This is a genomic window from Duganella sp. 3397 (genome assembly GCF_031456625.1).
Taxonomy (GTDB): domain Bacteria; phylum Pseudomonadota; class Gammaproteobacteria; order Burkholderiales; family Burkholderiaceae_D; genus Rugamonas; species Rugamonas phyllosphaerae.
The window spans coordinates 793,060-816,793 of record NZ_JAVDVB010000003.1 but is presented as its reverse complement, the minus strand read 5'-3'; the positions used below and the strand labels follow the sequence as shown (position 1 = coordinate 816,793).

Genomic DNA, 23,734 nt, shown 5'->3' with positions numbered 1-23,734 from the left:
CTATGAATGATGGTGGCGAAATCAAGGATGTAGGTTATCGACGCGAACTTAGTGAAGATGCCGACCTTGCTGCGCTTTTTGGTGCGGATTTTGAAGATGTACTTCGTACATGTGGTTGGAACGCCGCTGAGGTCTCAATACGTGACGAGATTGACCTCGCTAAGATTGTTCTCGCGGTAGCTACGCGTCTGGGGCTTCCAATGAAGACAAGACGCGGGTGTGTGACAGATAAATTGAGTCCCGTTGAGGCGGATGAGGCCATCCCGTATTCTTTAAGCAGTAAATACGGATTGCAGGCTTTTCCTTTTCATGTGGATGGTGCGCATTGGCCGGTTCCGCCTAAGTACGTTGTACTTGGATGCCTAGATCCTGGCGAAAATGATACGCGAACACTTCTTGTTGACCGTACGCGAATCAAAATGTCATCCGAAGTACTCAGGCTTGCGAGGCGTGCCGTATTCTGGGTGCGGAACGGAAGGAAATCTTTTTACGCTACCGTCCTGGAGACCAGTCGTGATTTCATTCGTTTTGATCCGGGGTGTATGGAACCGCAGAATGATGAAGCACGAAGGGTGATGGAGCTGCTCTCCTTTAATTCACTTCATGGCCTGTCCGAAGGGATTTCTTGGAAACGCGGAAAGATTCTTGTCTTCAATAATTGGCGTATTTTGCATGCCCGTGACGGGGCGAACCAAATCGATAAACAAAGAATTTTAATAAGAACAGTTACTTTATGAGTAATATGAAGGTTCCTGCGGCATTACATCCTGAGGCAATTTTTTCGAAATCAAAGGAATATATTCGAAAAGCCCTACTACGCAAAGAGGGAAATGATTTAGATGAATATCAGCTTTGGTCTTCGTTGGCATTGGAATTGCTCGGGAAAGCCGCCTTGGCCAAAATTCACCCGAGCCTTATTGCGGACCCCACGCACGCTCCATCTTTGTTCGCCGCTGCGGGGCACAATTTATCAACGGATGTGAAGACAATTGCCGCGCATACGTTGTTCGAACGGCTCAGAACGGTTGTTCCTCGGTTTGACGAGCGGACTAAGAAATTTTGCAGTGAGATAGCGCTCAGAAGAAATGCCGAACTCCATTCGGGTGAAACGCCATTTAAGGCTATGCGACTGGATGCGTGGGAGGCGCAGTACTGGCATGCTGCCCAGATCATTTTGGAGCCCTTGGGGGCGGGGCTGGATGATTGGCTAGGTGCGTCCCAATCAGAGTCGCCGAAAGCACTTCTAAGGCACTCTATTGAGGCCCGAAGGCAAGCGGTGGCTGTCCGCGTTGAGCGTTCGAAGGAAGATTTTCTTGGCCGGAAGAAGGCAGATCAGAAAAGCGCACTGGACCAAGCTGCATCTCGCCACGCCTATCATTATCGCAATCTTTTTACCTTGGTTTCTGACAACGAATGGGGATGTGAATGTCCTGCTTGCACAGGGCTGGCGTTCATGGCCGGTGTGCAGATTAATGAGGAGGTCGTTGATACCTATGGTGACGAGGATGGGGCTTGGGAGTCTGTTGAGACCACTTACTCTGCTGAGCAGTTTCATTGTCCGGTTTGTGATCTCTTCTTGGACGGTGGGGACGAGATTGAGGCGGCGGGATTGGATACGCTGTACTCGGAAACGAGTGAGCGTGAGATGGAGTACGAGCCCGAATATGGTAACGACTAACTCGTGTAGCCTTGCTGAAGGCTGAGTGGGGCATCCGCAGGTACATCGTGACTGACAGGACCAGAAATGGACCAGAAAACAAAAACGCCAACCCGTGAAGGTTGGCGTTTTCGCTTTGAATCTTGGTAGGCCGTGCGGGATTCGAACCTGCGACCAACGGATTAAAAGTCCGCTGCTCTACCAGCTGAGCTAACGACCCAAGGGTTCTTCGGTGGTAGGCCGTGCGGGATTCGAACCTGCGACCAACGGATTAAAAGTCCGCTGCTCTACCAGCTGAGCTAACGACCCCCGAAGAAGCGAGATTATAGGATGTTTCAGCACATCCTGTCAAATGCCTGCCGGACAATTTATTTGTCCGGCCGCCTCACCGCACGCGTTTATTTTCCGCCCAGGCGCTGCTTGGCCGTCGCGGCCGCTTGCGAGTCCGGGAACTGCTTGATCAGGTCCTGCAAGGTCTTCTTGGCCGCTTTGTCTTTCAGCTCGGTCTGGCAGCTGGCAATGTTGAGCATGGCGTCCGGGGCCTTCGGGCTGTCGCCGTAGTTCTTCAGCACCACTTGCTGGGCCGCGATGGCGCTCTTGCAGTCGCGCTGGGCGTAGAACGAGTTGCCGAGCCAGTATTGCGCGTTGGGCGTGTACACGGAGGCAGGGTACTGGCGCACGAAGGCGGCCAGGGCGTCGCCGGCGGCCTTGTAGTCGCCGGCCTTGAACTGGGCCATGGCGGCGTCGTAGCTGCGCTCTTCGTTCGGATCGACCTGGGCGGTTTTGCCGTCCACGTTCACCTCGCGCGGCTCGAGCTTGCGCATGCGCGTGTCGAGGTCGGTGTACAGGTCGCGCTGGCGCTTCTGTGCCATCGAGACTTCGTTGGACAGTACTTCGATCTGGCCGCGCAGCTTGGCGATCTCCTGCAGCGTGCTGTCGTTTTGATTGATCATGTCCAGCGTGCTGGTCTTGTCGGACTTGGTTTCGAGGCGGGCGTTGGTGTCAACGCGCAGGGCTTCGAGCTTGGCGCGCAGGTCCAGCAGCGCCTTGCGGGCTTCGTCGTCGTCGAACAGGCCGGCATGGGCTTGCAGCGGCAGCCAGGTCATCGCAACGAGCACGGCGGCGGAGACGCCGGATTTGGAGAGTTTCATCATGTCGGGCGCTTTCAACAAATCTAAATGGAAACGGGGCGGTGCCTGGACTTGGCAACCAAGTCCGGGTACCGCCCCGTATTATGCCTGTGACCAGGCAAAAGCGAAATTACTTGTAAACGATGTCGGCGCGGCGGTTTTCAGCGCGTGCAGCTTCGTCGGTACCGGCAGCTTTTGGCTTTTCCTTGCCCAGCGAGACCGCTTCGATCTGCGAGTCCGATACGCCCAACGTGGTCATGGCTTTACGCACGGCTTCGGCGCGCTTGAGGCCCAGGGCCAGGTTGTACTCGGAGCCGCCGCGGTCATCGGTGTTACCCTGGATCAGGATCTGGCGCGACTTGTTTTTCGACAGGTAAGCCGAGTGGTTTTCCACCACTGGACGGCCATCGGCGCGCACGCTGTAGCTGTCATAGTCGAAGTAGACGCTGCGGTTGGCCAGCACGCCTTTTGGATCGTCCAGCGGATCGAGCGACTTGGTTTCAACCGGGGCCACGGTGCGGGTATCCGACTGTGCCGGCGCCTGGCCGGTGGCTGGACGCTCCACCACTGGTGGTGGGGTGTTTTCCTTGATCGGGGTCGACGAGCAGGCCGACAGGATCGCTGCCGTGGTCAGGACGAGGGCTAAGCTGCTGATTTGACGCATGAGTTTCTCCTAGTAACGTTAGATTTTGATTGTTTTACTGCATGAACGGACCCCAGGTGGGCTCCTTGATGTTGCCCGCCTGAGTGGTCAAGCGTTGCTTCACACGGCCATCGACCGAGACCACGGCCAGCGATTTGCGGCTGCCTGCCGTGGTGGCGTACATGATGTACTTGCCGTTCGGGGCAAAGCTCGGCGATTCGTCGCTGGTGGTATCGGACAGGCGGGTTTCCTGGCCACTGCCCAAGTCCAGAACATACAGCTGGAAGTTGCCGTCGCGGCGCGAGATATAGGCCAGGGTCTTGCCGTCGGACGATACGCGCGGGCTGGTGTTGTAGGTGCCGGAGAAGGTCACGCGCTTGGCGTCGCCGCCGCTGGCGCTCATGCGGTAAATTTGCGGGCCGCCGCTGCGGTCGCTGGTGAAGTAGATGCTCTGGCCGTCGGCCGACCATTGTGGCTCGGTATCGATGCCGCCGTTGCTGGTCACGCGGCGCAGGTTGCTGCCGTCGGCGTTGACGGTGTAGATCTCGTAGTTGCCATCCTTGGACAGCGCCACGGCCAGCTTGTTGCCGTCCGGCGCCCACGAAGGCGCCGAGTTGTTGCCTTTTTCGTTGGCGACCACGGTGCGGGCGCGGGTGACCAGGTTCTGGATGTAGACGACCGGCTTTTTCTGCTCGAACGATACGTAGGCGACCTTGGTGCCGTCCGGCGACCACGACGGCGAAATGATCGGTTCGTTGGAGCGCAGCGCCAGCTGTTCGCCTTCGCCGTCGGCATCGGCAATCATCAGCGTGTAGCTGCGGCCTTGCTCCTTGACGTAGGAAATGCGGGTGGAAAACGCGCCGCGCACACCGGTCAGCTTGAAGAACACGTCGTCGGCAATCAGGTGGGCCGACAGGCGCGTGAACTGGGCGGTCACAGCCTTGTCCAGGTTGGAGATCTGCGACTGCTTGACGGTGTCGTATAGTTTATAGCGCACGTCGTAGCGGCCGTCGGCCATGGCGTTGACGGTGCCCACCACCAGCGCATCGGCGCCCTTGGCTTTCCAGCCGCTGTAGTCGACGTTGTTGACGTCGCTGATCACGCCGGCGTCGATGATCTTGAAGGCGCCGCTGCGCTCGAGGTCGGCCTTGATGATGGCCGACACCATGTGCGGGGCCACGCCTTCGTTGGCGAAGCCGGCGACGGCGACCGGAATCTGGTTGCTGCCGGCGCCGGTAATTTCAATGCGCATCTGGGCCTGGGCGCTGCCCATGGTGGCGGCGATGGTGAGGCCAGCGTAGAGGATGACGTGTTTAAAATTGGTTTTCATTAATGCATTTCCTTCATGTTGAAGACGAGTTCGATTTCGCGCTCTACCGTACCATCTTTTTTCTTGGGTAGCGGTGACGATTTGGCAATTGCGTTCTCAATTGCACTGTCGTAAGCAGGCGAGGTGCTGCCCTTGACCTTGCGCACGCCGATAATTTCACCGGTCGGCAGCTGGGTGATCTTGTAGGTTGCCGTCAGGCTGTCGTCGGTGCCGCCATAGACCAGGTTGTTCTTGACCTTGGTGCGGATGGCTGCCGCGTAGCCGCCATCGACCTTGCCGCCGGTCGATTGCGCAGCCGTGCCGGTGGAACCCTTGGCGGCCGATCCGGTAATCCGGCTCATTTCCGCTGCAAACGCCTTGTCTTTCGCTGCCTTGTCGGCCTTATCCTTGGCTACCTTTTCGGCGGCAGCCTTTTTCTTGGCCTGCTCGGCGGCGAGTTTCTTTTCTTTCTCTTGTTTCTCTTCCTGCTCTTTTTCTTCCTCTTCCCGGGCTTTTTGCTCGGCGAGTTTTTTCTGCTCAAGCTTCTTCTTGGCGTCGAGCTTGGCCTGCTTCTCGTCCGCTTCTTTCTTCAGCTGGGCTTCCTTGAGCTCTTTGGCTTCGGCGATCTTTCTCTCTTCCTCGAGCTTTTTCTTCTTTTCTTTCAGGCGCTCGAGTGCAATGTCCGGCGCCTTGGGCGCAGGCGGCACTTCCACCGGCGGTGGCGGTGGTGTTTTGACCACGGGCGGCGGCACCGGTTCCGGCTCGGGCGCCGGCTCGGGATCGGGTTCTGGTTGGGGCTCCGGCGGGGCGGCGGGGGCGGCATCCTGCACCGTCATGTCCCAGATTTCTGCCTGGACTTCGGTCGGTTCGGTGTTCTGCCAGCTCACGCCCACCCACAGGAACAGCAACAGCACCGCGTGCACCGATACGGCAAGTATCGTTGCGCGCCAGCCGTTGTGTTGTCGCGGCACCTTGTACGGGCCGCCTGCGCTAGGGGGATTCATCTATTCAACGTTCTTATTGAGTGGCCAAACCCACGCGGGTAATGCCCATTTTCTTCGCTTCCGAGATCAGCTGGATCACGTCGTCGTATTTGCTTTCCTTGTCGCCCGAAATCAGTACCGGGTAGTCGGGATGCTCCTCGTGCAAGGTGCGCAGCTTTTTGACCAGCGCGTCGCGGCTCGGCGCCGTTTCCGGTGCGTCCGCATCCTTGCCCTTGACGCCGATCGACAGCGCGCCGTTGGGCTTGATGACGATCTGCACGTAGTCGCTCGGCGGCTTGGTCGATTTTTCCGCGTGCGGCAAATCCACCACCGAGGCATCGTTGGCCGATGGCATGACCATGAAGATGATCAACAGGCACAACATCACGTCGATGTACGGCACCACGTTGATTTCGGACTTGAGCTTGCGGCCACGGCCGCCGCGCATGCTGCTGTTAAAAGAAGAACCCATGATCGCTCTGCCTTATGAAATGACCCGCGCTTAGCGCGACTGGCGTTGCAGGATGTTGGAGAACTCTTCGACAAAGCTTTCGAAGCGGATCGCCAGGCGATCGATGTCGTGCGAGAAGCGGTTGTACGCGACCACCGCAGGAATCGCCGCGAACAGGCCGATGGCGGTAGCGATCAGCGCTTCGGCAATGCCGGGTGCCACCGCCGCCAAGGTGGCCTGCTGCACATTGGCCAGGCCACGGAATGCGTTCATGATGCCCCACACAGTACCGAGCAGGCCGATGTACGGCGACACCGAACCGACCGACGCCAAAAAGGCCAGGTGCGATTCCAGGACATCCATTTCGCGCTGGAAGGCGGCGCGCATGGCGCGGCGGGCACCGTCCAGGATGGCGCCGTGGTCCATGGTTTCACGGCTGGCGGCGTAGGCGGCCTTGCTCTTGATGAATTCGCCCATGCCGGCTTCGAAGATGCGGGCCAGCGGGCCGCTGCCGGCGCGGTCCTTGCCGGCGTTCTGGTGCAGTGCGTGCAGGTTGCCGCCGGCCCAGAAGGTTTTTTCGAAGTCCACGGTCTGACGTCGGGCGGAACGCACCGCGAACAATTTGCTGAAGATATACGTCCAGCTGACCAACGAGATAATGAGCAACAACGCCATGATCAACTGCACGATCAGGTGGGCATTGGTGATGAGGGAGATGAAAGAGAGGTCTTGGGTGACGTTCATTGTTTATCAGTCTGATCAGTCGGAGATTACGTAGTGACGCATTTTTTCGGCCACGGCAGGCGGTATGGCGCGCAAGCGCATGGCCGTATCGACACAGGCGATGGTCACCTGGGCCGAGTTCAGCAATTGCTCGCCGCACCATGCTTGCTGCTGGAAAGCAACCGATGCACGGCCTAATTTTTGTATAACAAGGGTTAATTTTATTACGTCGTCAAGCTTTGCAGGCGCATGATACTCCGAGGTGACGCTTTTGACGACGAACAACACATCATGTTCCTGCTGCAATGCGCGCTGGTTCACATTGAGATGACGCAACCATTCGGTGCGGGCACGCTCGAAGAATTTCAGGTAATTGGCGTAATAGACAATCCCGCCGGCGTCGGTGTCCTCGTAGTAGACCCGGACATTCCAGTCGAACCGTGCTGGCATGTTGTATTGACCGTATATAAGATTGTGCAATATTCTACGCGAATTTATTGCACTGGTAGAAGGAAGTGCGGGTAATTCCGTCCTTCCCCCGCTAAATTCAGCGCCAATTAAGTTTGGCGCTGCCAAGGTGCACCTACAAGGTGCGCTTGATGTTGAGCGGACCATACCCTTGGCACGTGGGCATCATCTCGATGCGGTTGATATTGATATGCGCGGGCAGGGTGGCAATCCAGTACGCGGTATTGGCGATATCGTCGGCAGTGAGCGGCGTGGTGCCTTCGTACACCTTGGCTGCGGCCTCGTCGTTGCCCTTCATGCGCACGTTGGAAAACTCGGTGCCGCCGCACAGGCCCGGAGCCAGGTTGGTGGCGCGCACGCCGGTACCCACCAGGTCGGCGCGCAGGTTCAGCGTGAACTGCTCGACGAACGCCTTGGTTGCGCCATACACATTGCCGCCCGGATAAGGCGTGTCGCCCGCCACCGAGCCGATATTGATGACGGTGCCGCTGCCGCGCTTGACCATGTCGGGCAGGATGGCGCGGGTCATGGCGACCAGGCCGCTGACGTTGGTGGCGATCATGGTGTCCCAGTCTTCCAGCGACGACTCGTGGGCAGGGGTCGTGCCCAGGGCCAGTCCGGCGTTATTGATCAGCACGTCGATCTGGCGCCAGGCTTCGGGCAGACCAGCGAGCACGGAGGTGATCGAAGTTCGGTCGGTTACGTCGAGCACGACCGGCAGGGCGGCGTCGCCCAATTCGGCAGCCAGTGCCTGCAGGCGGTCGGCGCGGCGGCCGGCAATCAGCACTTGGTGGCCGTTTTGCACGAAGATGCGCGCCATGGCAGCGCCGAAGCCGGCAGAGGCGCCAGTGATGAAGACGATCATGGTGATTCCTTGGGTGAGTGGGAGGGTGGCAAAATTGTAGCTGAAATGATCAAAGTGGCTTGGTGTACAGCGAAAAGCTGCCGCAGCCATCGAGCGGACGATCCGTCATCCTCGCGAACGCGGGGATCCATAGGCCGGTGGTACCGCCAACTCAGCATGGGTCCCCGCGTTCGCGAGGACGACGCGCCCACAAATTTGCTCAAATCTGGCGCATAAATTACAATCCCGGTTCCATTACGTCTCACGTAACTGGCGAAAAGCTGCGATCAGCCCCAAAATGGTGCGCTGTTTTAGCGGCGAAAGATGGGCATCCATCGGGAAACGTGAGATTTCAACAGCCGTTCGCCTGGGCAGCCCATCGATGGAATGCACGAAAGAGGCTGCCTGTCCGCTTTGGCTTCCCTCATTCGATCCAGCCTGCCAGCAATAACGTTACTCATTATTGGAGTTTTTCATGTTCGCAAAAGATCACACCCTCGCCAACGTTGACCCGGAACTGTTCAGCGCCATCCAGAACGAAAACACCCGCCAGCACGACCACATCGAACTGATCGCTTCCGAGAACTACACCTCGCCAGCCGTCATGGAAGCGCAAGGCTCGCAGCTGACCAATAAATATGCCGAAGGCTATCCAGGCAAGCGCTACTACGGTGGCTGCGAATACGTGGACGTCGTCGAGCAACTGGCGATCGACCGCGTCAAGCAGCTGTTCGGCGCGGAAGCGGCCAACGTGCAGCCCAACTCCGGTTCGCAGGCGAACCAGGGCGTGTTCTTTGCCGTCCTCAAACCGGGCGACACCATCATGGGCATGTCGCTGGCCGAAGGCGGCCACCTGACCCACGGCATGCCACTCAATATGTCCGGCAAATGGTTCAACGTGGTGTCGTACGGCCTGACCGCCGAAGAGGACATCGACTACGAGGCGATGGAAGCGCTGGCCAAGGAACACAAGCCAAAGCTGATCATCGCCGGCGCCTCGGCGTTCTCGAAAAAGATCGACTTCGAGCGTTTTGCAGCCGTTGCCAAGGCAGTGGGCGCTTACTTCATGGTCGACATGGCCCACTACGCCGGCCTGATCGCCGCCGGCCTGTACCCGAACCCGGTGCCGCATGCCGACTTCGTCACCTCGACCACGCACAAATCGCTGCGCGGTCCGCGCGGCGGCATCATCCTGATGAAGGCCGAGCACGAGAAAATCATCAACTCGGCCATCTTCCCGGGCATCCAGGGTGGTCCGCTGATGCACGTGATTGCCGGCAAGGCCGTCGCCTTCAAGGAAGCGCTGACGCCTGAATTCAAGGCCTATCAGCAACAAGTGGTGATCAACGCCGACGTGCTGGCCAAGACCCTGATCAAGCGCGGCCTGCGTATCGTTTCCGGCGGTACCGAGTCGCACGTGATGCTGGTGGACCTGCGTCCGAAGAACCTGACCGGCAAGGAAGCCGAAGCGATCCTGGGCACCGCCCACATCACCACCAACAAGAACGGCATCCCGAACGACCCGCAAAAGCCGTTCGTGACGTCCGGCATTCGCCTCGGTTCGCCAGCGATGACCACCCGTGGTTTCAAGGAAGCCGAAGCGGAAGAAGTGGGCAACCTGATCGCCGACGTGCTGGACAATCCGCACGACGCCGCCACCATCGAGCGCGTCAAAGCTGCTGTTAAAGTGTTGGCCGACAAGTACCCGGTCTACGCCAAGTAATTCCCTGGCGCGCCGGCGGATACCCCCGGCGCGCCGTTACACCATTCAGTGGCTCATATGAAATGTCCGTTTTGCCAGCATGACGATACCCAGGTTCTCGATACGCGTGTATCGGAGGAGGGGGACGCCATTCGCCGTCGCCGTCGCTGCACGAAATGTGATAAACGATTTACCACGTACGAGCGCATCGAGCTGGTGATGCCGGCCGTGGTCAAGAAGAACGGCAGCCGTACCGAATACTCGTCGGACAAGTTGCGCGGCAGCCTGTCGCTGGCCTTGCGCAAGCGCCCCGTGGCGGCGCCTGCCGTCGATGCGGCGGTCTCGTCCATCAAAGAAAAACTGCTCACCAGCGGCCTGCGCGAAGTCGACACCGGCTACATCGGCGAACTGGTCATGCAGGAATTGCAGCGCCTCGATACCGTGGCCTACATCCGCTTTGCGTCCGTCTATAAAAATTTCGAAGACCTGGCCGAGTTCCAGAATGCGATTGCCGAAGTGGGCGGGGAAAGCAAGCCGCGCAAGGACTGAGCGGACCCGGAGTCTCTCAGTCGCCGCCGCCGCCGCAACCGCCGCCGCCGCAACCCCCACCGCTGTCGCTGTCACCGCTGCTGTCCCCGATGCGGTCGCTGCCGTTGCCGGCCCCGCTGGTGCCGCCAGAATCGCTGCCGCCCAGGTGGGCGCCGCAATAGGTATCGCCTCCGCCAGCACCGCCTTGCCCGCCCTTGCGCGCGACGCTGTCGCAGTCGGGCACGTACACGAAGCCGTTCGGGATCGCCAGTTTGCTGTCGAGCGCAAACAGCAGCGGCAGCCGTGACGGATTGCGTGGATCGATATTTTCCTCGGCGCACGCGAGACGCCAGCTGCGCCGGATGCCGTCGTTGCCCCGATGACGCTGGTCGAGCGCGATGGCCGGGGTATGATGCAGCAGGCCGCCAAAAGCCTTGTGGCAAAACTTCTCGTAAGCGCGGGTGTACAGGATGAATTCGTGCCACAAGTCGTCCACGACCTGCGACGGCATCGAAACAAATTGCCCGCGCCCTTTGAGATGCACCAGGAAGAACTGGCGCAAGCCCTGCGCCACCAGGTGGCAATCTTTCGGTGTCAGCTGCGGATGGTGCACGCGCAGCGCCTCGAACAAGCCATCGGGCAGTAAAAAAGTACGGATGTGGGCCTCGCGCCGGGTGCGTCGCTGGCGTTGCCAGACCGTGCCGGCACCACACGCCAGGCAAGTGATGGCGACGATAAGGAGAAAGCTCATGCATGGCTCCCGTGAAGTGATGGCGCATGATTGCTTAAAAGTTAATCGAATGCAAGCGACTCGCATGGAATTGTCGTGTTCGCCAGCTGTTGTCAACCGGCCCGCCACCAGCGCACGCTTGATCCATCGCAGATCTCAGCTATAAACCACTGCTAACGTCGAATACTGTCCCGTTAGTGGAGGTGTGCGATGCACGCGCGCATGAAATTGTGGTCGGTTGGTGGCTTTACCTTGCTCGAGGTGCTGATTGCCGTCTTCGTGCTGGCGGTGGGCATCGTCGGTGGCGTGTCGATGCAGCTGGCGGCCATGCGCGCGCGGCACCAGAGCAGCTTGCTGGCGCAGGCGTCCATGCTGGCGACCGGCGCGGCCGAGCGACTGCGTGCCAACCCGTCGCAGCTGCAACTGCCCGATGGCGCCAATCCCTATCTCTCCCTCGACTACGACGTGCTCGACCATCCACCGCCAGCGCCGCCGGCCGTGCTGTGCTATGCCGACACCTGCGATGCAACCCAGCTGGCGCGGTTCGATCTCTACGAAATCAAGATCGCGCTGCGAGCTAACCTGCCCAGCGGCCGGGTGGTGATCTGCCGCGATGCCGGCCTGTGGAGTGGCGGCACCTTGCTGTGGCCTTGCAGCGGCGGGAGTTCTGCACCGCTGGTGATCAAGGTGGGCTGGCGCGGCAAGCACGCCGACGGCACGCCGCAAGTCGATAGCGCCGGCCAGCCTGTACCCGGCGTGGCGCTGCCGGTCGGAGCACTGCCGGTCGGAGCACTGTGATGAAGCCCGTGCGCCAGCAGGGCCGGTATCGAAGCACGGTCACGAAGCCCGCGCGCCGGCAGGGCCGGTATGGCAGCACGTGCATGAGCCGCATCCGCCAGCAGGGCTGGAGCCTGGTCGAGTTGCTGGTTGCTGCCGGCCTGGGCTTGATGTTGACGTTGTTGGCCGGCAGCCTGCTGCTGGCATCGGCCAGCAATTATCGCCACCACGCAGAAAGCGCCTGGCTCGACGATGGCGGCCGCTACGCGCTGGACATCATGGCGCAGGCCATTCGCCAGGGCGCCTACGTCAACTGGAACAGCACCGCTGCACCTGTCTCCCTCGCCGCCGATGCACCGGCCGCCATCGGCGGCTGGGACGCGCACAGCCTCGCCAAGGCTAGCGTCGGCATCGCCACGCCGCTGCCCGCTGTCGCCAATGGCAGCGATGTGCTGGCCGTGCGTTTTGCCGGCCACGGCCAGGGGGCCAGCGGTGACGGGTCGAGCGTCAACTGCGGCGGTTTCGGCGTGGCCGCGCCCGTTGATGACGACGCGCTCGGCTGGAGCATTTTCTACGTGGCGCCCGGCGAGGGCGGTTACGGCGAGTTGCGCTGCAAATACCTCGGCAACGGCAACTGGGGTGCGGACGCCATCGTGCGCGGGGTCGAGTCGTTCCAGGTGCTGTACGGCCTGGACACCGACCAGTCGGCCGATGGCGTACCGAACCGCTACCTGAACGCCACTGCCATCCGCGCGCTGGACGCCACGCTAGTGCCCGTGGGCGCCACGCCCGCAGCACAACAGCACGACCTGCAGCGGCGCAGCCACTGGAAGCGCGTGTGCACCGTCAAGCTGGCCCTGCTGCTGCATGGCGACGGCAATACCCGCAGCGACACGCGCGCCATGCAATTCGACCTGTTCGGGCCGGCGTATGCCGATGGTCACAGCCAGGACCAGGGCACGCGCATCATGGAATCGCAGATCCCGGAGGCGGACCGATGGCGGGCCCGGCGCCTGGTGGGGCTGACGGTCGCGCTGCGCAACAAGAGCGGGTGATGCCATGGCCACGGTCATGCGCGCGCAAAGCGGAGTAACGGTGGTGGTGTGCCTGGTCATGATGTTGCTGGTCATGCTGCTGGGCGCGTCGGCGGCACGCCTGGGTTTGCAGGGCGAGCACGCTGTGCGCGGTGAGCGCGACCGCGAGATCGCCTTCCAGGCGGCGGAGGATGCCTTGGCAGATGCAGAGCGGGCGATCGACAACGGCAGCGCCATGGTGGCGCAGGGCAGCTGCGGCGTCGATCCGGCCTGGCAACGCGCCGACCTGGGCGGTGATGACGGCGGCGCCTGCACGGCCGAATACGGCGCGGCCACGGGCGCTGCGATGATCACCGGCATGGGCTTTTTGCCATTCAAAAAGCCGCGCTACGTGATCGAACGGCTCGAATGCCACCAACCCGGCACCGACGCCGCCGATCCGCAGAATTGCTACCGCGTGACGGCGATCGGCTTCGGCCCCAGGCCGGGCGTGGAAGTGGTGTTGCAGAGTGTATTCATACCGAAATGAGGAGGAGATATGTGGACGCGGATGGCTGGCCTGCGCTGGTGCCTGATGGCGTGCGTGATTGCGTGCATGAGCTGGGGCGTGAGCAACGCCGCGCAGTCTGCGCCGCCGCTGTTGACGATCGCCGCCGGTCCGCTGGCATCGTCGTGTCGGTTTGATGGCACCGGGCAACTCGACGGTCCCGCGCTGGTGCGCACTCCAGCGAAGCCCGACCAGGCCGGCACCTTGTACCAGGCGGCGATGCATTCTGCCGACTGGTCCGGCAGCTTCACCCGCTACGCCATGGCGCCCGGAGCTAACGGCTTGACGCAGGCGAAGCAGGCTGCCTGGGAAGCTGGTGGGCTGCTCACCGGCAGCGCCAGCCGCGCACCATCGCCGCTACCGGACCAGCGCGCGCTCCACACCGCCATCGTCCAGGCCGATGGCACGCTGGCCATGGTGCCGTTCGCCTGGGACGCATTGTCGCCCGAGCAGCGTTCCCAGCTTGATCCAGATGGCGATGGCAGCGGCCCGCAGCGCCTGGCGTGGTTGCGCGGAGAGCGCAGCGAGGAAGGCACGCGGTTCCGTACGCGTGGCAGCGTATTGGGCAATTCCGTCCACAGCACGCCGGTGTACGTGGGCCAGTCTGCACAATCCCAAGCACCGGCGCGGCCGGAGATGCTCTACCTGGGCGCCAACGACGGCATGCTGCACGCCTTCAACGCTGCCGATGGCGCCGAGCTGTTCGCGTACGTGCCGGCGGCGCTGTTCGGTGTTTTGCACTGGCTTGCCGACAAGGATTATGTCCACCGTGCCTATGTCGACGGTCCAGCCCAGGCGGGCGACGTGACCATTAATGGCAGCCAGCGGACGGTGCTGATCTCTGGCATGGGCGGCGGTGCGCAAGGCGTGTTTGCGCTCGACGTGACCGACCCCGCGCGCTTTGCCGAACAGGGCGGCGTGCTGTGGGAATTTACCGACCGCCACGATCCCCACATCGGCAACGTCACCAGCACGCCGCAACTGGCCAAGCTGCGCGTGGGCGTGCACGGCGGCGCGCCGGTCTATCGCTACTTTGCGGTCGTGGCCAGCGGCGTGAACAACTACGCTGCCGATGGCCACGCCAGTCCGTCCGGCGACGGCGCCTTGTTCCTGCTGGCGCTCGACAAGCCGCGCCACGCGCCCTGGCGGATCAACGACAATTACTACCGCTTGCGCACGTCGATCGCGGACGCCGCCTTGGCCAACGCCCTGCACGCGCCGGTGCTGGTCGCCGACCGCGAAGGCGCCATCCGCTACGCCTATGCCGGTGACCTGCAAGGCCATCTGTGGCGCTTCGACCTGGGCGATGGTGCGCTGTCCGGCCAATTTGACCAATCTGGGCCGCGCGCCAACAGCCCACAGCAGTCGCCATTGTTTATTGCACGCGATGCCAGCGGCCGGCGCCAGCCCATTGCGCAGCAGCCGCAGGTGGCTTACGCCAACGGTGGGGGCTACCTGCTGCTGTTCGGCACCGGCCAACTGATCGAGCAAGCCGACCGCGATGCCACCCGGTTCGCGCCGCAAAGCTATTACGCCATTCGCGACAGCCTGCGCACGCCGCTCGAAGCCGTCGCCGGCCGGCGCCAGCTGACGCGGCGCACGTTGACCGGCGACCCGCGCGCCGTCCGCCTGGATATCGAAGGCGAAGCGATGACGCCCGACAGCATGGGCTGGTACGTGGACTTGCTGGCCTCGTCCACCACGGGCGAGCGCAGCCTCGACAGCGGTGTCCTGGTGAACGGTGTGCTGGCCTTCAATACCATGCTGCCGGCCCCAGGGGTCTTGCAACCCGCTCAGCCGGGCCAGCCGGGCCAACCATCCACGCCGACGGCACCGGGCAATCCGGTCACGCCGCCCAGTCCCGGCGCAGCCTGCGCGCCTGCCCACGGCCGCACGTATGTGCTCAACGCTCTGACCGGCCTGGCAGCAGGCCAGAGCGTTACCGCCAGGCTGCCGCCAACGCCGGAAGCGCCGCGTCCCATCGTGGCCGAACGCACGACGCGCTACGTGCCCCGGCCGCTGTTGCTGCCGATAGCATCGATCACCCCCACCGCCCCGGCAGAGCCGACCGGCCGTATCAACCTGGCGCAGGACTTCGCCATTGGCATACCGGGACCGCAGGGCGAACCGGCCCTGGGCACGGTTCACACCAGCAAGCGCGCCGGTCGCCTCAGCTGGCGCGAGGTGGCCAACTGGCGCCAGTTGCACCAGTTGTACCAGTTGCACCACGCGCAGCGGGCGCAGCAGGCGAAACCGCCGCAACTGGAATCGCAATGAACGCGCCGCGCGGATTTTCCGTGATCGAACTGCTGGTCGTGTGCATGATTGCCATGGTACTGGCGGCGGTTGCCGCGCCGGCGTGGAACGACCACCTGGTGCGCACCCGCCGCTACGAGGCGCAAGCGACCATGCAGCGCCTGATGTTGCAGCAGGAGCGGTATTTCACCCAGCACGGCAGCTATCTCGCTTTTGGCGCCGAGGCCAAGGGCGACGATGCCGAGCAACGCCAGTTCCAGTGGTGGAGCGGCGCCACGGCGCCGGCCAGCGGCTACGAGATCGAGGGCAAGGCGTGCGACGGCTACACACTCGATATTTGTGTGCAACTGGTCGCCACGCCCGGTACGCGGCGCGTGGATGCGCGCTTCCGCGACGCTGACTGCGGCCAGCTGGTCTTGACCAGCAGCGGACTGCGCCAAGCTGCAGGCCCGCAGGAAAATTGCTGGCGTTAGTTGCCAGGGAAACTACCAGGAAAACGACCAGGAAAACCATGGACACGACCCCTGCCGCTCACACGCTGCGCACCGAGCGAATCAGGCATACCAAGGGGACGCCGCGCCAATCCGGCGCCAAGCCGCCCAGGTCTGCAGCTACCGGCGTCACACTGGTCGAACTGCTGGTCGTGCTGGCCCTGGCCGGCATCCTGCTCGGTACCGCCGCGCCTGCCTACCAGCAGATGTTACAGCGCCAGCGGCTGCGCGCCGCCGTCACCGACCTGGTGGCCGCCATCGACCTCACGCGCTCGCAGGCCATCGCGCGCGGAAGAATCGTCATGCTGGCGCCGCTCGACCCTGGCGGCGTCGACTGGCGCGGCGGCTGGATCGTGTTTGTCGATGCCAATGGCAATCGCCGGCCCGACCTCGAAGAGACCACCGTCTTCCAGCGCGGCCCGCTGCCCGCCGGGTTACGAGTAAGCGTTTCCTTCTCTTCCAAAGCGCCGCCGAGCTTCGTTGCTTATAATGGCGCAGGACGCAGTTGCAGCGCGAGTAACAGCCTGGCCGCCCGCTGGGGCACGCTGTCGCTGGCGCTGGGCGATAACGCCCGCAATATCAAGATCAATATGCTGGGTCGGCTGCGCGTGTGCGATCCGGCCGTAGAGACTGCCTGCACGGGCACGTCAGATTAAGGACAGAGTGAGAATCCATAACGATACCGAGGGCATGACCCTGGCCCTGGCCTGGGCCGAGCGCGGCCTGTACACCACGTCGCCCAATCCGCACATCGGCTGCGTGATCGTGCGCGATGGCGCCGTGATCGGCGCCGGTGTCACCCAGCAGGTGGGCGGCGACCACGCGGAAATCCAGGCATTGAAAGACGCGCAAGCGCGCGGCCATGACGTGCGCGGCGCCACGGCGTATGTCACGCTCGAGCCGTGCAGCCACCACGGCCGCACGCCGCCCTGTGCCGATGCACTGGTGCGCGCCGGCGTCGGCCGCGTGGTGGCCGCCATGGAAGACCCCAATCCCCTGGTGGCCGGGCAGGGCATGGCCAGGCTGGCCGCAGCGGGCATCGCCGTGAGCAGCGGCTTGCTGGCCGAGCAGGCTTATGAATTGAATATCGGCTTTTTCTCGCGCATGACGCGCGGCCTGCCGTGGGTGCGCATGAAAACCGCCGCCAGCCTGGACGGCATGACCGCGCTGCACAACGGCGCCAGCCAGTGGATTACCGGCGAACGCGCCCGCGCCGACGGCCATGCGTGGCGCGCGCGCGCGTGTGCCATCCTCACCGGCATCGGCACCGTCAAGGCCGACGACCCGCAACTGAACGTGCGCGGCATCGACACGCCGCGCCAGCCGATCCGCATCGTCATCGACAGCCGCCTTGAAATCGACCCGTCCGCCAAGATATTGCAGGGAGGCGGTACCTGGATCGTTGCCGCCGTGCGCGATGCGGAAAAAGGCGCCGCCTTGCGCGCGCTGGGCAATGAAGTGATCCTGCTGCCCAATGCCTCGGGCAAGGTCGATTTGCCCGAGCTGATGCGCGAACTGGGCCGGCGCCAGATCAATGAATTGCATGTCGAAGCCGGCAGCAAGCTCAATGGCTCGCTGATCCGCGAAGGTTACGTCGACGAGTTGCTGGTGTACCTGGCGCCGCTGTTGCTGGGCGATGCGCAAGGCATGTTCGCGCTGCCGGCGCTCACGCACCTGTCGCAAAAAAAGTCATTGAAATTCCACGAAGTAAAGCAGATCGGCGCCGATGTACGGCTGCTGGCCCGCTTTATTCACTCCTCCACTCCTACCTGAGAACCACTATGTTTACTGGAATCGTTGCCGCAGTCGGCAAAATCGCCTCGGTCACCCCGCTCGAAGGCGGCTCGTTTGCAGGCGTGCGCCTGGACATCCACGCTGGCGGCCTGCCGCTGGCCGACGTTGCGCTGGGCGACTCGATCGCCATCAACGGCGCCTGCATGACCGTGGTGGAAAAGGACGAGTCCAGCTTCCGCGTCGATGTCTCGCGCGAAAGCCTCAATTGCACCGTTGGCCTCGACACGCTGACCGAAGTCAACCTGGAAAAGGCGCTGACCCTGAGCGAGCGCCTGGGCGGCCACCTGGTATCTGGTCACGTCGATGGCCTGGGCGTGGTGCGCAAGTTCGAACCGGTGGGCGAGTCGTGGGAACTGGTGATCGAGGCGCCGCATGACCTAGCCAAGTTCCTGGCTTTCAAGGGCTCGATCGTGGTCAACGGCGTCTCGCTGACCGTCAACCGCGTCACTGATATCGGCGCCGGCGCCGACCTGGTGTGCCAGTTCTCGATCAACCTGATCCCGCACACCATCGCCATGACCACCCTCAAGCACCTGGTGGTGGGCGTGCAGGTCAACCTGGAGATTGACCTGATTGCGCGCTACGTGGAGCGCATGGTGTCGGTAGGCGCTGCCGGCAAGCTGTAAGCAGACATGCCAGACGCTGCCCAGGCCTGCTTGACTGGCCTGTTCGCGCAGTTGTGGCCAGATCAGCGTGAGCGCTTCCTTGACGACGGCCGGGTCGGCGCCGTAGTGCCAGCGCTCAAAGCGGTTGCCGCCGTGCGTATCGACATGGTTGAAGTCGTGGGCGCCGATCACTTTCCAGATGTGCTTGTCCACATGCTGGAGCGGGGAACAAACTGCATGTTCAGGGATTGTTCCGGTAAGCCCATTTCATCACCAGCACGGAGCACGCCAACACTAGTGTGATGCCGTTGTTGATGGCGATGGGCCAGGCCTCGATGATCACGCCGTAGATCAGCCACAGCAGTACGCCGAAGCAGAACACGCAGTACATGCCGGTGGAAACCCCGGCAGCAGACTTGCGACGCCAGATCAGCAATACCTGGGGGATAAAGGCGACTGTGGTGCAGAAAGCGGCGATCAGGCCGAGCAGGGTGGCATCGAAGCGCATGGGGTTGTCCTTGTTGATTGATAAGTCAACTTGATTTATTAAATAAAAGGAAACTATACTACAAATTTCCCCACCACCTGGTTCGCTATCCCATGTCATCGTTTTTACGCGCGTTAAGTCCCAACGAGCGCCTCATGCTGCACCATGTTCGCCGCCGGGGCAGTATGGCCAAGGCCGACCTGGCGCGTGCGACCGAATTGAGCACGCAGAGCGCGTCGGTCATCATCAACCGCCTGCTGGACGAGCAGCTGGTGCGCAAGCTAGGCGCGGTGCGTGGCAGGGTGGGGCAGCCATCGCAGCCGATCGCGCTCAACCCCGATGGGGCCTATGCAATCGGCGTCCATATCGGCCGCCGCAGCCTGGAAATAATGCTGCTCGACTTGACCGGCCAGCCGCGTTTCCGCGTGGAGGTGGCCTATCCGCATCCGGTAGTGGACGCCGTGTTCGCCGCCATCGGCGAACAAATCGGCGCCATTGTCGCCCGGCTTGGCGCGGATGGCGCAGCGCGTCTGTGCGGCATCGGGGTGGCCGCGCCGCTGGCGCTGGGCACCTGGCACCGATTGCTGGGCCAAGCGCCAGAGCAGGCGCGGCAGTGGGCCGAGATCGAACTTCGCACCCGCTTGCAGGCAATGACTACGCTGCCGGTTACCTTTGCCAAGGATACTGCGGCCGCTTGCGTGGCGGAGTTGCTGGCCGGGCGCGGGCGGGGCGTGAACGATTACCTGTACGTGTATCTCGATGCACTTGCCGGTGGCAGTCTCGTGCTGGGCGGCCGACCGCACCGTGGCGCCAACGGCAACGCCGGCGCGCTTGGTTCCATGCCGCTGCCGCCAGCGATGGGCGTACCACCTGAACCAAGCGCATCGGGCCGGTCACACGAGCACGGCGCACACGTTGAGCACGCCGAGCAGCGTGGACCCGGCGCGCCGCCGGCGCAATTGCTTAGCGTGGCTTCGCTGGCGATGCTCGAACAGCGTTATGCCGAGGCTGGCCTGGAAGCGGCAGCCGCGCGCGACGCGCGCGCACTCGATGCCCCTTGGCGCGACCTCACGCACGTTTGGGCCGGGCAGGCGGCCGATGCGCTGGCGTACGCGATCTGCAGCGCCGCCTGCGTGGTCGACCTGGACGCGGTGATTGTCGATGGCAAGATCGGGCGCGGCTTGCTGGCGCTGCTGCTTTCTCGCGTGGAAATAGCGCTGACGCGCTACGACTGGTCCGGCGCCAACCGCCCGCCAGTGCTGGCGGGCGAGGTCGGGGTGGACGCCAACGTCATCGGGGCGGCATATCTGGCGCTGCATGCTGCGTTCGCGCCGGGGTAAGGCCTGTGCCGACGCCGGGACTGGACAAGCTCTGCAAGTAAGCAATCAGCGCCGCCCGCTCGGCTGCGCTGCTCACCTTGAAATCCATGTTCTGGCCCGGAATGAAACGCTCGGGATCGGTGAGCCACCGGTCGAGCGACCTGGCGTCCCACGTCACTTGCGAGCGCTTGAGCGCGCGCGAATAATCGTAGTCCTTGATGGCGCCGGCGCGGCGGCCGAACACGCCGCGATGGCGTGGGCCGGTCTCGTCGGTGTCGAGCGCATGGCAATCGGTGCAGCGTTGTTGCCACAGGCGCTGGCCCTGCTTGATCGCTGCCGCGCCCTGGGCGTGCGCCTGCGCTGCTGAGAAAATCAGGTACAGGGCAAGGCAGGTGGTCAGGCGCAAGGGCATCGCGGTCTCCGGGTGGGTGAGCCCATCTTACGCCGGGACTTGCTGCTGTAGAGCAAGATTACCCTTCAACCGCAAGAAACAGGCTGTTGATGTCACGGAATGTTTTCAAAAAGAAAAGCATCAAGCTGGCGGCCCAAGGATAAAAGCGGGCTTTTGCGGTGGGAGTGCCGTAAATCCATTAAAATACCGGGTTATTCTCGCATTAGCTCCCAAGGATTAAATATGTCAATTTCCAGCACCGAAGAAATCGTCGCCGAATTGCGCGCTGGCCGCATGGTGATCCTGGTCGATGAAGAAGACCGGGAAAACGAAGGCGACCTGGTGCTCGCGGCGGACTTCGTTACGCCGGAAGCCATCAATTTCATGGTCAAGCACGCGCGCGGCCTGGTATGCCTCACGCTCACCGAAGAACGTTGTGACCTGCTCGAGCTGTCGATGATGTCGTCGCGTAACGGCACCGCCTTTGGCACCAACTTCACGGTATCGATCGAAGCGGCCGAAGGCGTCACCACCGGCATCTCGGCTGCCGACCGCGCCAAGACCATCGAGGTGGCAGTATCGAAAGATGCCAAAGCCGTCGATATCGTCCAGCCGGGCCACATCTTCCCGCTCAAGGCTCAAAAGGGCGGCGTGCTGATGCGTGCTGGTCACACCGAAGCCGGTTGCGACCTGACCGCGATGGCCGGCTTGACGCCCGCCTCGGTGATCTGCGAGATCATGAAGGACGACGGCACCATGGCGCGCCTGCCGGACCTGATGGAATTTGCCAAGGAACACAAGCTGAAGATCGGCACCATTGCCGACCTGATCCAGTACCGCAGCCGCAACGAGTCGCTGGTGGAGCAGGTGGGCGAGCGCGTGCTCAACACCGCGCAAGGCCAGTTCCGCATGATCGCATACCGCGACAAGCCGAGCGGCTCGGCTCACCTGGCACTGGTGCATGGCCAGATCGAAAAAGACAAGGACACCCTGGTGCGCGTGCACCAGCCGGTCTCCATACTCGACGTGCTGGAATCGGAAGCGACTACCCACTCGTGGAATTTGTCGTCGTCGCTGGCAGCGGTGAAAGCTGCCGACAGCGGCGTGATCGTGCTGCTCAACTGCGAAGAAACTGCCGAGCAGTTCTTCTCGCAGTTTGCCGCGCTCGACAAGCCGGAAGCCAAGCCGAAAGGCCGCGCGGCCAGCATGGACCTGCGCAGCTACGGCATCGGCGCACAGATCCTGCGCGAAGTCGGCGTGTGCAAAATGCAACTGCTGGCCAGCCCACGCAAGATGCCGTCGATGACGGGCTTCGACCTGGAAGTGACCGGCTACCTGGCCAAACCCAACTAACCTGATTAAAGAGGCTCATCATGACCGTAGGAAGCTACGATACCAACCTGAACGGCGACGGCCTGCGTGTCGGCATCGTTCAAGCCCGTTTTAACGAAGACATCGGCCACGGCCTGCTGTCGTCCTGCCTGGCAGAACTGAAACGCCTGGGCGTGGAAGACGAAGACGTACTGCACGTGACCGTGCCGGGCGCGCTGGAAGTGCCGCTGGTGCTGCAAAAAATGGCCGAGTCGCAGCAGTTCGACGCGCTGATCGCCCTCGGCGCCGTGATCCGAGGCGAAACGTACCACTTCGAGCTGGTCTCGAACGAGTCGGGCGCCGGCATCACCCGCATCGGCCTCGACTACGGCATCCCGATCGCCAACGCGATTCTCACCACCGAAACCGATGAGCAGGCAGAAGTGCGCATGGTCGAAAAAGGCACCGACGCCGCCCGTGTGGCAGTGGAAATGGCCAATCTGACCATCGCCCTCGAAGAACTCAATCAGGACCAGGGCGACGACGAATAAGTCGCGTCTTTAACAACAGGTAACCCCATGACAGATAAAAGCCTACACGCAAACCCCAGCAAGAACCGCACCCCGCGCCACCGCGCGCGCGAGTTCGCGCTGCAGGGCCTGTACCAGTGGCTGCTGAACAACGAGCCCGCCACCACGGTCGTCAACAACATCCGCGCCGCCCACGGCTTCGACAAGGCCGACGCCGAGCATTTCACCAAGCTGCTGTACGGTGCGATCCAGGACTCCGTGGCCCTGCGCGAAACGTTTGCGCCGCTGGTCGATCGCGGCATCAACGAGTTGTCGCCGATCGAGCACGCGGTGCTGTTGATCGGTGCCTACGAGCTGAAGAACAACCTCGAGATCCCTTACCGCGTGGTCATCAACGAAGCCGTTGAACTGACCAAGTCGTTCGGCGGTATCGATGGCCACAAGTACGTCAACGGCGTGCTCGACAAACTGGCGCCGAAGCTGCGTGCCGATGAAGTCGCAGGCGACAAGAAGCGCTGATCGCTCAACGAACGTGCAAGCATAGGCCGGGTCTGTTGCAGATCCGGCCTTTTTTTACGCCGGTCGTCCGCCAGCGTTAGCTGGCAGACCCAGCAAGCCAATCTCCGCTTGAAATGCAAACAATTCTCATTTACTATAAAATGAATGAGAATTATTCTCATCAATTTCAAAGTGACTGGGGCAACATCATGGCAAGCATGGAACTCACATCGATGCTCAATTGCGGACTGATCGCTGCCTTGGCGGCGCTGTGCCTCTACCTGGCCTCGTCGCGCCAGCGCCTGTGGCCCGCTGCGCGCGCGCGCGCATATTTCCTGCGCTGGCTGTCGGTGCCGCTGCTCACCGGTGCGCTGGCAGCAGTGGCCGAGGCTGCCGGCTTCTGGGCCGGCTTGGTGATCGTGTTGATTTCCATGGCAGCCGTATTGCTGGTAGTTCCTTCCATCGATCTCTGGCTGCAACGCGGCAAGCCGCAGCGGGCCTAGCCAGCCCCGGCGCTGGCCTCGGG

The 23,734-nt window shown here is 62.3% G+C and carries 28 protein-coding genes, 2 tRNA genes and 1 riboswitch; of the genes, 17 read left to right on the top strand and 13 right to left on the bottom strand.

The window, feature by feature from the left end; genetic code table 11:
* Positions 1 to 2 precede the first annotated feature (2 nt).
* Both J2X54_RS12390 and J2X54_RS12385 read left to right on the top strand, forming a co-directional pair.
* Positions 3 to 737: a hypothetical protein gene (locus J2X54_RS12390; RefSeq protein WP_310181055.1), complete on the top strand. Its 735-nt coding sequence runs from the start codon at positions 3 to 5 to the stop codon at positions 735 to 737.
* A complete protein-coding gene (locus J2X54_RS12385; RefSeq protein ID WP_310181054.1) occupies positions 734 to 1,678 on the top strand; it encodes a hypothetical protein in 945 nt (314 codons plus the stop codon). The genes J2X54_RS12390 and J2X54_RS12385 overlap by 4 nt, the downstream gene beginning before the upstream one ends.
* Before the next feature lie 123 nt (positions 1,679 to 1,801).
* Here J2X54_RS12385 and J2X54_RS12380 read toward each other — a convergent pair.
* The 10 genes from J2X54_RS12380 to J2X54_RS12335 form a co-directional block, all read right to left on the bottom strand.
* A tRNA-Lys gene (locus J2X54_RS12380) sits at positions 1,802 to 1,877 on the bottom strand.
* A gap of 13 nt (positions 1,878 to 1,890) precedes the next feature.
* Positions 1,891 to 1,966: transfer RNA gene (locus J2X54_RS12375), tRNA-Lys, on the bottom strand.
* Positions 1,967 to 2,055: 89 nt separating this feature from the next.
* Complete coding sequence (gene ybgF, locus J2X54_RS12370) at positions 2,056 to 2,811, bottom strand: tol-pal system protein YbgF (RefSeq protein WP_070250638.1); 756 nt, start codon at positions 2,809 to 2,811, stop codon at positions 2,056 to 2,058.
* A 106-nt stretch (positions 2,812 to 2,917) separates the two neighbouring features.
* Positions 2,918 to 3,451 carry a peptidoglycan-associated lipoprotein Pal gene (pal, locus tag J2X54_RS12365; RefSeq protein ID WP_070250640.1) on the bottom strand — a complete coding sequence of 178 codons (534 nt, stop codon included), beginning with the start codon at positions 3,449 to 3,451 and terminating at the stop codon, positions 2,918 to 2,920.
* A gap of 34 nt (positions 3,452 to 3,485) precedes the next feature.
* On the bottom strand, positions 3,486 to 4,760 hold the full coding sequence (gene tolB, locus J2X54_RS12360) for a Tol-Pal system beta propeller repeat protein TolB (protein ID WP_070250642.1): 1,275 nt from the start codon (positions 4,758 to 4,760) through the stop codon (positions 3,486 to 3,488).
* Entirely contained in the window at positions 4,760 to 5,743 is a 984-nt protein-coding gene (gene tolA, locus J2X54_RS12355) for a cell envelope integrity protein TolA (RefSeq protein WP_310181052.1), read from the bottom strand. The genes tolB and tolA overlap by 1 nt, the downstream gene beginning before the upstream one ends.
* A gap of 13 nt (positions 5,744 to 5,756) precedes the next feature.
* The gene (locus J2X54_RS12350) at positions 5,757 to 6,194 is read right to left on the bottom strand and encodes an ExbD/TolR family protein (protein WP_070250646.1); all 438 of its coding nucleotides are present in this window, start codon (positions 6,192 to 6,194) and stop codon (positions 5,757 to 5,759) included.
* Between the two features lie 30 nt (positions 6,195 to 6,224).
* Positions 6,225 to 6,917, bottom strand: a complete 693-nt coding sequence (tolQ, locus tag J2X54_RS12345; protein WP_070250648.1) for a protein TolQ — start codon at positions 6,915 to 6,917, stop codon at positions 6,225 to 6,227.
* Positions 6,918 to 6,932: 15 nt separating this feature from the next.
* The gene (gene ybgC / locus J2X54_RS12340) at positions 6,933 to 7,346 is read right to left on the bottom strand and encodes a tol-pal system-associated acyl-CoA thioesterase (RefSeq protein ID WP_070250650.1); all 414 of its coding nucleotides are present in this window, start codon (positions 7,344 to 7,346) and stop codon (positions 6,933 to 6,935) included.
* A 133-nt stretch (positions 7,347 to 7,479) separates the two neighbouring features.
* Positions 7,480 to 8,229: an SDR family oxidoreductase gene (locus J2X54_RS12335; RefSeq protein WP_310181045.1), complete on the bottom strand. Its 750-nt coding sequence runs from the start codon at positions 8,227 to 8,229 to the stop codon at positions 7,480 to 7,482.
* Positions 8,230 to 8,464: 235 nt separating this feature from the next.
* Positions 8,465 to 8,588, top strand: a riboswitch (ZMP/ZTP riboswitch).
* Positions 8,589 to 8,683: 95 nt separating this feature from the next.
* Between J2X54_RS12335 and glyA the strand changes: the two genes are divergently transcribed.
* Both glyA and nrdR read left to right on the top strand, forming a co-directional pair.
* Positions 8,684 to 9,931 carry a serine hydroxymethyltransferase gene (gene glyA, locus J2X54_RS12330; RefSeq protein ID WP_070250652.1) on the top strand — a complete coding sequence of 416 codons (1,248 nt, stop codon included), beginning with the start codon at positions 8,684 to 8,686 and terminating at the stop codon, positions 9,929 to 9,931.
* Between the two features lie 57 nt (positions 9,932 to 9,988).
* Positions 9,989 to 10,459, top strand: a complete 471-nt coding sequence (gene nrdR / locus J2X54_RS12325) for a transcriptional regulator NrdR (protein ID WP_070250655.1) — start codon at positions 9,989 to 9,991, stop codon at positions 10,457 to 10,459.
* Positions 10,460 to 10,475: 16 nt separating this feature from the next.
* Here nrdR and J2X54_RS12320 read toward each other — a convergent pair whose 3' ends face one another.
* Positions 10,476 to 11,189: a hypothetical protein gene (locus J2X54_RS12320; RefSeq protein WP_310181044.1), complete on the bottom strand. Its 714-nt coding sequence runs from the start codon at positions 11,187 to 11,189 to the stop codon at positions 10,476 to 10,478.
* Positions 11,190 to 11,390: 201 nt separating this feature from the next.
* Here J2X54_RS12320 and pilV point away from each other — a divergent pair, with 201 nt between their 5' ends.
* The 8 genes from pilV to J2X54_RS12280 all read left to right on the top strand — a co-directional run bounded on the left by pilV (position 11,391) and on the right by J2X54_RS12280 (position 18,693).
* Positions 11,391 to 11,966, top strand: a complete 576-nt coding sequence (pilV, locus tag J2X54_RS12315) for a type IV pilus modification protein PilV (RefSeq protein ID WP_310181042.1) — start codon at positions 11,391 to 11,393, stop codon at positions 11,964 to 11,966.
* 83 nt (positions 11,967 to 12,049) lie between these two features.
* Complete coding sequence (locus tag J2X54_RS12310) at positions 12,050 to 13,000, top strand: PilW family protein (protein ID WP_310181040.1); 951 nt, start codon at positions 12,050 to 12,052, stop codon at positions 12,998 to 13,000.
* Positions 13,001 to 13,004: 4 nt separating this feature from the next.
* Positions 13,005 to 13,508 carry a pilus assembly protein gene (locus J2X54_RS12305; RefSeq protein WP_310181038.1) on the top strand — a complete coding sequence of 168 codons (504 nt, stop codon included), beginning with the start codon at positions 13,005 to 13,007 and terminating at the stop codon, positions 13,506 to 13,508.
* A gap of 9 nt (positions 13,509 to 13,517) precedes the next feature.
* Complete coding sequence (locus J2X54_RS12300; RefSeq protein ID WP_310181036.1) at positions 13,518 to 15,803, top strand: PilC/PilY family type IV pilus protein; 2,286 nt, start codon at positions 13,518 to 13,520, stop codon at positions 15,801 to 15,803.
* On the top strand, positions 15,800 to 16,255 hold the full coding sequence (locus J2X54_RS12295) for a type IV pilin protein (RefSeq protein ID WP_310181034.1): 456 nt from the start codon (positions 15,800 to 15,802) through the stop codon (positions 16,253 to 16,255). Before J2X54_RS12300 ends, J2X54_RS12295 begins: the two co-directional genes overlap by 4 nt.
* 38 nt (positions 16,256 to 16,293) lie before the next feature.
* Positions 16,294 to 16,929, top strand: coding sequence for a GspH/FimT family pseudopilin (locus J2X54_RS12290; protein ID WP_310181031.1), 636 nt, complete (start codon positions 16,294 to 16,296; stop codon positions 16,927 to 16,929).
* Between the two features lie 7 nt (positions 16,930 to 16,936).
* The gene (ribD, locus tag J2X54_RS12285) at positions 16,937 to 18,046 is read left to right on the top strand and encodes a bifunctional diaminohydroxyphosphoribosylaminopyrimidine deaminase/5-amino-6-(5-phosphoribosylamino)uracil reductase RibD (protein ID WP_310181028.1); all 1,110 of its coding nucleotides are present in this window, start codon (positions 16,937 to 16,939) and stop codon (positions 18,044 to 18,046) included.
* A gap of 8 nt (positions 18,047 to 18,054) precedes the next feature.
* Positions 18,055 to 18,693 carry a riboflavin synthase gene (locus tag J2X54_RS12280; RefSeq protein WP_070250683.1) on the top strand — a complete coding sequence of 213 codons (639 nt, stop codon included), beginning with the start codon at positions 18,055 to 18,057 and terminating at the stop codon, positions 18,691 to 18,693.
* A gap of 220 nt (positions 18,694 to 18,913) precedes the next feature.
* Here J2X54_RS12280 and J2X54_RS12275 read toward each other — a convergent pair whose 3' ends face one another.
* A complete protein-coding gene (locus J2X54_RS12275; protein ID WP_070250686.1) occupies positions 18,914 to 19,180 on the bottom strand; it encodes a SemiSWEET transporter in 267 nt (88 codons plus the stop codon).
* 134 nt (positions 19,181 to 19,314) lie between these two features.
* Here J2X54_RS12275 and J2X54_RS12270 point away from each other — a divergent pair, with 134 nt between their 5' ends.
* Positions 19,315 to 20,499, top strand: coding sequence for an ROK family transcriptional regulator (locus tag J2X54_RS12270; RefSeq protein WP_404990904.1), 1,185 nt, complete (start codon positions 19,315 to 19,317; stop codon positions 20,497 to 20,499).
* On the opposite strand, the gene J2X54_RS12265 is transcribed toward J2X54_RS12270, so the two are convergent.
* Positions 20,450 to 20,890 (bottom strand): c-type cytochrome, encoded by a 441-nt coding sequence (locus tag J2X54_RS12265; protein WP_310181018.1) that lies wholly within the window; start codon positions 20,888 to 20,890, stop codon positions 20,450 to 20,452. The genes J2X54_RS12270 and J2X54_RS12265 overlap by 50 nt on opposite strands.
* 222 nt (positions 20,891 to 21,112) lie before the next feature.
* Here J2X54_RS12265 and ribBA point away from each other — a divergent pair, with 222 nt between their 5' ends.
* The 4 genes from ribBA to J2X54_RS12245 all read left to right on the top strand — a co-directional run bounded on the left by ribBA (position 21,113) and on the right by J2X54_RS12245 (position 23,711).
* Positions 21,113 to 22,222 carry a bifunctional 3,4-dihydroxy-2-butanone-4-phosphate synthase/GTP cyclohydrolase II gene (gene ribBA / locus J2X54_RS12260; protein WP_070251601.1) on the top strand — a complete coding sequence of 370 codons (1,110 nt, stop codon included), beginning with the start codon at positions 21,113 to 21,115 and terminating at the stop codon, positions 22,220 to 22,222.
* Positions 22,223 to 22,242: 20 nt separating this feature from the next.
* Positions 22,243 to 22,731 carry a 6,7-dimethyl-8-ribityllumazine synthase gene (gene ribH, locus J2X54_RS12255; RefSeq protein WP_019920536.1) on the top strand — a complete coding sequence of 163 codons (489 nt, stop codon included), beginning with the start codon at positions 22,243 to 22,245 and terminating at the stop codon, positions 22,729 to 22,731.
* 27 nt (positions 22,732 to 22,758) lie between these two features.
* Positions 22,759 to 23,229: a transcription antitermination factor NusB gene (gene nusB / locus J2X54_RS12250; protein ID WP_019920535.1), complete on the top strand. Its 471-nt coding sequence runs from the start codon at positions 22,759 to 22,761 to the stop codon at positions 23,227 to 23,229.
* A gap of 188 nt (positions 23,230 to 23,417) precedes the next feature.
* On the top strand, positions 23,418 to 23,711 hold the full coding sequence (locus tag J2X54_RS12245) for a hypothetical protein (RefSeq protein WP_310181013.1): 294 nt from the start codon (positions 23,418 to 23,420) through the stop codon (positions 23,709 to 23,711).
* Positions 23,712 to 23,734: the final 23 nt, after the last annotated feature.